Origin of the sequence: Hyphomonas sp. (genome assembly GCF_040882205.1) — a bacterium.
Classification (GTDB): domain Bacteria; phylum Pseudomonadota; class Alphaproteobacteria; order Caulobacterales; family Hyphomonadaceae; genus Hyphomonas.
On record NZ_JBBEBT010000016.1, the window covers coordinates 1 to 8,475 of the forward strand.

At 62.8% G+C, this 8,475-nt stretch carries 6 protein-coding genes; 2 read left to right on the plus strand and 4 right to left on the minus strand.

Going from position 1 to position 8,475, the window contains the following annotated elements; translation table 11 throughout:
- On the plus strand, positions 1–518 hold a 518-nt coding region (locus WEA77_RS01260; RefSeq protein ID WP_368066062.1), incomplete at its 5' end, for an efflux RND transporter periplasmic adaptor subunit.
- A gap of 5 nt (positions 519–523) precedes the next feature.
- Positions 524–3,601 carry an efflux RND transporter permease subunit gene (locus WEA77_RS01265; protein ID WP_368066063.1) on the plus strand — a complete coding sequence of 1,026 codons (3,078 nt, stop codon included), beginning with the start codon at positions 524–526 and terminating at the stop codon, positions 3,599–3,601.
- A gap of 12 nt (positions 3,602–3,613) precedes the next feature.
- Here the strand turns inward: WEA77_RS01265 and WEA77_RS01270 are convergent, their stop codons facing one another.
- The 4 genes from WEA77_RS01270 to WEA77_RS01285 form a co-directional block, all read right to left on the minus strand.
- Positions 3,614–5,248 (minus strand): NAD(P)/FAD-dependent oxidoreductase, encoded by a 1,635-nt coding sequence (locus WEA77_RS01270; protein WP_368066064.1) that lies wholly within the window; start codon positions 5,246–5,248, stop codon positions 3,614–3,616.
- 61 nt (positions 5,249–5,309) lie between these two features.
- A complete protein-coding gene (locus WEA77_RS01275) occupies positions 5,310–6,917 on the minus strand; it encodes a cisplatin damage response ATP-dependent DNA ligase (RefSeq protein WP_368066065.1) in 1,608 nt (535 codons plus the stop codon).
- Positions 6,917–7,933, minus strand: coding sequence for a ligase-associated DNA damage response exonuclease (locus tag WEA77_RS01280; protein WP_368066066.1), 1,017 nt, complete (start codon positions 7,931–7,933; stop codon positions 6,917–6,919). Before WEA77_RS01280 ends, WEA77_RS01275 begins: the two co-directional genes overlap by 1 nt.
- A gap of 286 nt (positions 7,934–8,219) precedes the next feature.
- Positions 8,220–8,475 (minus strand): OmpA family protein (locus WEA77_RS01285; protein ID WP_368066067.1); only part of this gene is annotated, 256 nt, incomplete at its 5' end.

Genomic DNA, 8,475 nt, shown 5'->3' on the forward strand with positions numbered 1-8,475 from the left:
GCGCGGGCGTGCTGCAAATTGGCGACACGTCCTCCGGTCTCGTATTGCGGGTACCGGTTTCCGCAGCAGATGCTGCAAGGCTCAAGGTTGGCGACGAAGCCGCCTACACGATCGCCGGCGTTGCCGGGCCGCCCCGAACCGGCACAATTGTGCGCATCGGCGCCAAAAGCAATGACGCGACCGGAAACTTTGATGTTGATATCAGCGCCGGCGATCCGGCGCTCCTGCGCAGCGGATTGATCGGAAATGCCCGGATTACATCGACCGGTGAGGCGGAGGCGAAGACGCCTGCCGTGAGGATACCAACCCTGGCGCTGATCGATGCCCGGGCCGATCGTGGCTATGTCTACGTCATCGACGAAAACAACGTCGCGCATCGCCGTGCAGTCTCCACTTCCGGTATTATCCGGGGAGAAGTGCTGGTCCTGTCCGGCCTGACTGCCGGCGAGCGGGTTATTGCGGAGGGGGCGGCTTACGTTCGGGACGGTGAAGCCCTGACCATTGCAGACCGGCCCTGACCTGCATGGAGCATATCGTCCGTTTTTTTGTCGACCGCTGGCAATTCTCGCTGGTGCTGTTCGCGATGCTGGTCGCGCTGGGTGCCAACGCGATGATCTCCATTCCCAAGTCCGAAGACCCGACAGTCCGTTTCCCGATCGCGGGCGTCACCGTGGTGCTCCCCGGCGCAGATGCCGAACAAATCGAAAAACTGATCGTTGTCCCCCTGGAACAGGCCTTCAACCGCATCGAGGATGTGAAGGAGGTGCGCTCGAGCGCGACCTCCGGCGTGGGCAGCGTTACAGTAGAATTTACCTATGACTCCGATCCCGAACGCAAGTTTGATGAGCACGTCCGTGAGCTGAATGTTGCGCGGCCTGATTTCCCGCCAGGTGTCGTCGACGTGCGCACCTTCAAGGCCAATACGGCGAATGCCAACGTCGTTGTCCTGGCATTGGTGAGTGAAACGGCGCCGACCAGGCAACTGGAAGCGGCCGCACGCGATCTGCGCGACATGCTGGAGCGGGCAGGCGGCGTGCAGCAAGCCCAGATCTGGGGCGCACCGGAATCGGAAGTTCGTGTTTCGCTGGACCTTGACCGGCTCTCAAATTTCCAGCTTTCGCCGCTGGCGGTTGCTGACGCGCTGCAGCGTGAAGGGGCGGATGTGCCCATCGGGGCTGTGGAGTCCGGTGGGCGCCGGTTCAATGTCACCGCGACAGGTCCCTTCGACAGCCTCGACGAGATCCGGCACACCGTCCTGCGCTCGGCGGGCGCCAGCACGTTGACGGTTGGGGATGTTGCCAAAGTCGAGTGGGACAACGATGAGCCGCGCCACCACACCCGTTACAACGGTGAGCGCGCCGTTCTTGTGAGTGCCAAGGGCAAGCTCGGCGTCGATGTATTCGTTGTGCGCGACAATCTCTACAAGCAGATCGAAGCCTATCGAAGCAGCTTGCCAGAGGGTATCCGGCTCGAGACAGGGTTTGACCAGTCAAAGACCGTAGCGCACCGCCTGACAAACCTCGGGCGTGACTTCATCATCGCCGTACTGCTCGTGCTGCTTACCCTCCTGCCGCTGGGCATTCGCGCTGCCATCGTCGTCATGATGGCCATCCCCCTGTCCCTGGCAATCGGTGTGTTCTGGATCGGCCAGCTGGGCTTCACGATGAACCAGCTGTCGATCTCGGGTTTCGTGATCGCACTCGGCCTCCTGGTCGATGATTCCATCGTGGTCACCGAGAATATTGCGCGCCGCTTGCGCGACGGGTTGCCAAGGCGGGAAGCTGCGATTGCCGGCGTGTCGGAAATCAATGTCGCTGTCATCGGCTGCACGGCGACCCTGATCTTTGCTTTCCTGCCGCTGATCGCCCTGCCGGAAGGCGCGGGAGACTTCACACGGTCCCTGCCGGTCGCTGTACTTACAACGATCATTGCGTCGCTCATCGTGTCCCTCACGATCATTCCCTTCCTCGCAAGCCGTTTGCTGGCGCGCGACGGACATGGCAAATCCAACGTCTTCCTCGACGTTGTGATGGGGGCGATCCATGCCGTCTATCGCCCGATCCTTCGCGTAGCGCTCCGCTTCCCGGTATCGACCGTAGTCCTGTCACTGGCGCTCGCATTGTCGTCGTTTGCCCTGGTGCCGAGGCTCGGTTTTTCCCTGTTTCCGGAGAATGACAGTCCATACTTCCTGGTCGATGTTGAGATGCCCCAGGGTGTGTCGATTGACGAAACGGACAAGGCTGTCCGGTTTGTGGAGAGCGTACTCGCCAAGCGCGATGACATCGCATTCCAGTTTGCCAACAGCGGCTCCAGTAACCCGCAAGTCTATTACAACGTCTTCGAGACGGTCGGCGTGCCAGACTACGGCCAGGTGTATGGGGCATTCCTGAACTGGGTCCCGGATGAAGGGCCTGCTGTGGTTTCCGAAATCCGCGAGGAACTCGCAAACTACCCCGCGGCGAAGCTGACTTTTCGGCGGTTTGAAAACGGTCCACCGGTCGAGGCACCCATCGCTGTGCGCATCTGGGGCAAGGACAACGAGACGCTGAGCCAGATCGCCGGGGATGTGGAACTTATCCTGCGGGACACGCCGGGCACGAGGGACGTGTCAAATCCCGCTTCGGCCCGTCAGATCGATCTTGAGCTGGATATTGATACCGCCAAGGCGGCGCTTCTCGGCATCCCGCCGGGCGCCATTGACCAGACGCTTCGGATTGCTATTGGCGGTGCAACTGTGGCGCAGGTGCGCGATCCGACGGGTGAGGCATATCCGATCCGGGTGCGGATGAACAGCCGATCCCCGCCGGATGCAGATGACCTGAGCCGGATGTATCTGTGGAACATGCAGGGCGCCGCTGTGCCTTTACCGGAGATTGCGAAGGTCGCCTTCGCGTCGGGGCCGACAGTGGTCAACCGGGTACAGCAGGAGCGTGTCGTCACCGTTCTGTCCTATGTGCTGCCGGACTATCTCGCGACAGATGTGACCAGCGACGTTGCCGCCAGAATCCGGGACATCAACCTGCCGCCCGGCTACCGGATCACTTTCGGCGGGCAGGCAGAAGCGGCCAGCGAGAGCTTTGCGGGCCTCGGCGCGGCCGTGCTGGTGGCCCTGTTTGGTGTGCTCGCGGTGTTGCTGCTCGAGTTTGGCAGCTTTGCGCAAATGGCTGTCGTCGCGTTCGTCATTCCGTTCGGCGTGATGGGCGGTTTCATCGCGCTCTATATCGCTGGTTATCCGCTCTCGTTCATTGCAATGATCGGCTTCATCGCGCTCATAGGTATCGAGATAAAGAATTCGATCCTGCTTGTTGATTTCGCCAACAGGCTCAGGCGGGACGGGGTTCCTTTGCGTGAGGCGGTCGTACAGGCGGGCGAAATCCGCTTCCTGCCCGTGCTTCTGACGAGCGCGACTGCCATCGGCGGCATGATCCCGCTGGTCTGGGAACAGTCGCCGCTCTATTCGCCGCTCGCCGTGGTCATCATCGGCGGACTGGTCAGCTCGACCATCCTGGCACGGATTGTTACGCCGGCGATGTACATGCTGCTGACGCCGAAGGATCTCGCCGAGCCGAAAAGTGCGAAGGTGACCGGCGACCCCTATTGACGTTATCGGGCGTCAGGCCTGATGGGCGGGCTCGTTCGCCATCGCGCGGGCAAGGGCTTCGGCGACCTTGATTCCGTCTACCGCTGCAGAGAGAATGCCCCCGGCATACCCTGCGCCTTCTCCCGCCGGGTAGAGGCCGCGAACGTTCACGCTCTGGAAATTTGCGCCGCGTGTGATGCGGATTGCAGAGGACGTGCGGGTCTCTACGCCGGTCAACAGGGCATCCGGGTCATCGTAGCGAGGGATCTTGCGGCCGAACACGGGCAGCGCTTCGCGCATGGCCTCGATCACGTATTCTGGCATCAAGGGGGCAAGGTCAGTGGGTCGAACCCCGGGCCGGTAGCTTGGTATGATGGGGCCAAGCGAAGCTGACGGCGTTCCGGACAGGAAGTCGCCGACGCGCTGACCCGGCGCGAAATAGTCCTCGCCACCTGCCGCGAAAGCACGCGCTTCCAGATCCCGTTGCAGCTCGATTCCGGCGAGCGGATGGTCGCTGGCATAGTCAGCCGGCGAGATGGCGACGACAAATCCCGCATTGGCGTTGCGCTCATTGCGTGAGTACTGGCTCATGCCATTGGTCACGAGGCAGCCCGCCTCCGACGCAGCCGCCACGACCGTACCCCCCGGACACATGCAGAAGCTGTAAACGGTCCGGCCATTTTTGCAGTGATGCGACAGGGAGTAGGCCGCTGCGCCGAGATCCGGATGGCCCGCGCAGGCACCGAACATGGCCATGTCGATCCATGACTGGGGATGCTCGATCCTGAATCCAATGGAAAATGGCTTGGCTTCGATATGAACGCCCCGGTCGAAGAGCGCCTTGAAAGTATCCCGCGAGGAGTGACCCACCGCGAGAACAACGTGCTCGGCTTCGAGGAATTCCCCGGTGTGGAGACGCAGCCCCCGGATACGCTGGCCGCCCTCTGAAGTGCGGTCCAGTTCGATATCGGTTACCCGGTGCTGGAACCGGTACTCGCCGCCGAGGGCCTCGATCTTGGCACGCAGGCTTTCGACCATGGTAACCAGCCGGAAAGTACCGATGTGCGGATGCGCATCGGTCAGGATTTCCGGCGGTGCGCCGGCTGCCACGAACTCGTTCATGACCTTGCGGCTGAGGAAGCGTGGGTCCTTGATCTGGCTGTAGAGCTTGCCGTCTGAAAAGGTCCCGGCGCCGCCTTCGCCGTACTGGACATTCGATTCCGGATTGAGCTCGCTTCGCCGCCACAGGCCCCAGGTGTCTTTCGTCCGCTCGCGTACGACCTTGCCGCGGTCCAGGATGACCGGGCGCAGACCCAGCTCAGCGAGGATCAGGCCGGCGAACAGGCCGCAGGGGCCGGTACCTATGACAACGGGCCGAAGGCGGCTTAGCGGCTGCACCCTTGCGGCAGGGCGATAGGAAGTATCAGGGGTCAGGATGACGTGCGGATCGCTGGCCAGGCGCTGGCGGACAGCCGGTTCGCCGCGCACTTCGACATCAACGATGTAGACCTTGAGGATCGCGGACTTGCGCCGGGCGTCGTGTGCCCGCTTCCAGACCGACCAGTGAAGCAGATCGTCCAGGCTCACGCCGAGACGGCCGGCAATCGCCGCCGGCAGGTCAGCGGGCGCGTGGTCCAGGGGGAGTTTGAGTTCCGATATCCGCAGCATCGGCGCCCCTCTAGCACTTCAGATCGCCGCTTGCACCCGTCCAGCGCCGCGCCGGATGCGATCAGGCCTTTGCGCCGGCGTCGATCAGTCTGCGCAGCGCGCCGATATGGTCGGCTTCGGCAGACGGTTTGTCGCGGCGTATGCGGGTGATGCGCGGAAACCGCATGGCGAGGCCGGATTTGTGCCGGGTGCTGGGGTTGATGGCATCAAATGAGACTTCCAGGACCAGTGTCTTTTCCACTTCGCGCACGGGCCCGAACCGGTTGCGTGTATGCCTTCGGACAAACCTGTCCAGCCACACCAGGTCTTCGTCGCTGAAGCCGGAATAGGCCTTGCCCACGGGGAGCAGTATACCATCCTTCCCGGGGTCGCCCGTCCAGCATCCGAACGTGAAATCCGAATAGAAACCTGATCGCTTGCCTGAGCCTCTCTGGGCATACATCAGGACGCAGTCTGCGGTCAGCGGATCGCGCTTCCACTTGTACCAGAGGCCGGATTTTCGGCCGGGCTCATAGCGGCTGTCGCGCCGCTTCAGCATGACGCCTTCGATGGAGGCCTCCCGCGCACGGGACCGCTGGTCGGCGAGCGCCTCGAAACTGCTCGCAGCGATCAGCTCGGATATGTCGAATACGGCGCTATCCAGCCGGGGAACCAGTTCTTCGAGCCGTGCGCGCCGATCCGTCCATGACAGTGTACGCAGGTCTTCTCCGGTCTCAAAAAGTACGTCGTAGAGGCGCACAAAGGCCGGATAGTCCGCCTGCAGACTTGCAGACACGCTCTTGCGGCCCAGGCGTTGCTGGAGCGCGTTGAAACTTGCGGCGCCGCCGGTCTCCCCGCCCTGGTGCGCGCCGCGTACGAGGAGCTCGCCGTCGAGGACGCTGTCATGTGCAAACGCGCCCGCGATCTCCGGAAAGCTGGCGGTGATGTCCTCGCCGCCGCGGCTGAACAACCGCGTCTCGCCGCAGGTGTGGACCAGCTGGATGCGTATGCCGTCCCATTTCCATTCCGCCGCATAGTCGGCAAGATCGATGTCAGGGGTCTCCAGAGGGTTCGCCAGCATGAAGGGACGAAACACGGGCAGGAAGGTTATATCCGGCTTGGGCGCCGCGCCGGTCGCCCAGCCAAAAAGGTCCGTGTACGGCGGCTTCAATGCGTGCCAGATTTCCTCGACATCTTCCAAGGGAACGGAAAAAGCCTGTGCAAAGGCGGATTTCGCGAGCCGGGCGGACACGCCGGTCCTTAGCGCGCCGGTCGCGAGCTTCAGGACAGCGAAACGCCCCTCTTCATCCAGCCGGTCAAGCAATCGGGCAAGCACGGATTTCGCATTGGAGCGGGTAGCTTGCATCAAAGTGGAAACCGCTTCGCTCACCCCAGGGGCGGGAGCCGGCGATGCCGGAGGTTCTGGCCAGAGCAGGCTGACAGTTTCGGCAGTGTCGCCCACAAAGTCTCGCGAAAGGGCAAACAGGACGGGGTCTACCCGTTCACGGATCAGTTCCCGGACTATCCCCGACCCTACAGCAGGAAAGCTCAACCCCCCGGTCAGGGCCGCCAGCGCCCAGCCCCGGTCCGGATCTGGCGCCGTGCTCAGATACGCCGCGAGGTGCGCCAGTTTGGTGTTGCGCGACCTTGTATAGATGAGATCTGAAAGGAGGCGGGCAAAGCGGTCCATCAGGCCGCTTCCTCTTCTTCACGCCCCACAAGTTCAAGCGAACGCGCCCGCATCTGCTGCGCTGCGCACCAATGCAGCAGCGCATCGTCGCGCCCATGGGTGATCCAGGTTTCCGACGGCGACAGCTCAAGGATTGTTGCCGTGAGCTCGTTCCAGTCGCAGTGGTCTGAAATGATCAGCGGCAGCTCGACATTGCGCTGCACGGCCCTCTGACGCACGCGCATCCAGCCGGAAGCCAGGGCGTTGACAGGATCGGGCAGGCGCTGCGCCCAAGCGGTGTTCAGGGCTGAAGGTGGGCAGATGATGATCTGGCCCTTCAGGGACCCGCGAGGCAGGTCTGCCACAAGTGCCAGTTTGCCAAGTTCCACGCCGTGGCGTTCATAGAGGTCGCACATCGCCGCCATGGCGCCATGCAGCCAGATCGTTTCTGTGTATCCCGCGCGGCGCAACTCGGCGATCACGCGCTGTGCCTTGCCCAGCGCATAGGCGCCCACCAGTATGCACCGTTCGGGATGGGCGCGCCGGGCAGCGAGGAGGCGCGCTATTTCCCGTTCGATCGGCGGATGCGTGAAGATCGGCAGGGCGAAGGTGGCTTCTGTAATCAGGATATCGCAGGTCGCGGGTTGGAAAGGCAGGCAGGTCGGATCGGGGCGCCTTTTATAGTCGCCCGTGACGACAATGCGTTCGCCCTGACGTTCAAGCAGTATCTGAGCCGAACCCAGCACGTGTCCGGCGGGCAAGAAGGTGGCCGTAATGGAATCGCCGATCTCGACCGGCGCGTTATAGCCTGCTGACCTTCCGTCTGGCGGCTCGCCGTAGCGCAACCTGATGATGTCGCGTGTGGCGATCGTTGCAATCACTTCACCGTGGCCTGCGCGCGCGTGGTCGGCGTGGCCATGTGTAACGAGGGCTCTGGGAACCGCGATGGAGGGATCAATCCACCAGTCGGCGGTTGGCAGGTGGATGCCCTGGGGCTCGGCCCTGATCCAGCGGGGCACACTCGGGCCGGACAACATGTGCAAGCTTCCCTCTGGTACCTCGTTCTGTGCCCGTCCCGGCGATGCACCTGAACCGCACCCGTTCGTAAACGGGTTCCTGCGCGGGAAGATAGGCTCTGTTGAGCCGGAATCCACCCTCTGCCTGCGCTTAGCGGTCGCCTTGCTTTCAGCGGGTTGAGGGCGGAATTGGAAGGCGTATAGCCGGCATTCAAAGCTATTGCGGCCAGCAAGTGCCTTGATCAGGCAGGTGCTGGCCGCAAGCCTTGGAACTGAACCGCGCGCGGGTGCGCGGCTGGACGTTCAGCTAGTCAAGGATCGTCACTTCAACGCGGCGATTGATGGCGCGGCCTGCTGCGGTGTCGTTGGAAGATACCGGCACACTTTCACCCAGGCCCACGCTGACGATGCGGCCAGCGTCAACCCCGGCCGAAGTGAGGTAAGTTGCGACTGCCGCGGCGCGGCGGGCAGACAGGTCCCGATTGTAGGCGTCTGCGCCCCGGGAGTCTGTGTGCCCTGCGATCTGGATCCGGGTGTCTGGCTGTTTTGCAAGGAAGGACGCG